At 71.8% G+C, this 788-nt stretch carries 1 protein-coding gene; it reads left to right on the top strand.

Translation table 11 applies throughout. The features are described 5' to 3' along the window. A partial coding sequence (locus ACFQEU_RS16985) for an ATPase (RefSeq protein WP_379784058.1) occupies positions 1-788 on the top strand: 788 nt, incomplete at both ends.

Here is a 788-nt window from a genome sequence, read left to right as displayed (position 1 = left end):
CTTCGAACCCGGCGAACTCGGCGGGATCGACGGGACCCGCCACCGGCGACGTCGTCGGCGTGAAACCCCGCGCCGGCAACGACTACTGGTTCGATCACGACGACGTCCGGGTCGCCACCGACGCGGGTCGACTATACGGGAAGGACGCCCGACGGCGCGCGGCGGCGAGCACTCGGCCGCTCGACCCGGGAGCCGACGCGATCGCGCCCGAGTCGATCAATCCCGTTCACCGTCTCTGGCGGCCGACACCGGGTCGAACCGGTATGCTCGGTGACGCCGACCGGACGTTCCTCTGTGACCGCGTAACGACGGCCGACGGCTCCCGGTACGTCGTCAACGGCGCAGCTGAGGCGGCCGGACTCCTACCGGCGGCGCTGAGCGACCGGCTACCGCTCGCGGACGCGACACGCGTGAGAGACGTTCGGGAGTTCAACGAGGTGATGGCGTCGGCGTACCTTCCCGCCTTCGAGCGGCTCGCTGGCCGCGTCGCGCGGGCCTCGGTCCCGGTCGTGATCGAGTCGTACGCGGACGTGGCCTCGCCCTTGTCGACCCGGGACGACTCGGGTATCGATGTCGGGATCGACGCGGTCGCGGTGGTCGACCCCGGCCGCGCACGGATCTACGCCGGTGACAGGTACGCGAAGGCCCGGCGAGTCGCCGCCGGGAGCGCGCGCGAGGGACGCTTAGAGGAGCACACGGACGCGGTGACCGACATGATCGAATCGGTCGCGACGGTCGGCCTGCCGGCGTTGTCGGGGGAGGAACGGGCGCGACCGGCGACCGTCGCC

The sequence above is a fragment of the Halorubrum tibetense genome, from assembly GCF_042661865.1.
GTDB lineage: Archaea > Halobacteriota > Halobacteria > Halobacteriales > Haloferacaceae > Halorubrum > Halorubrum tibetense.
This window is presented reverse-complemented; position numbering and strand designations above follow the sequence as displayed.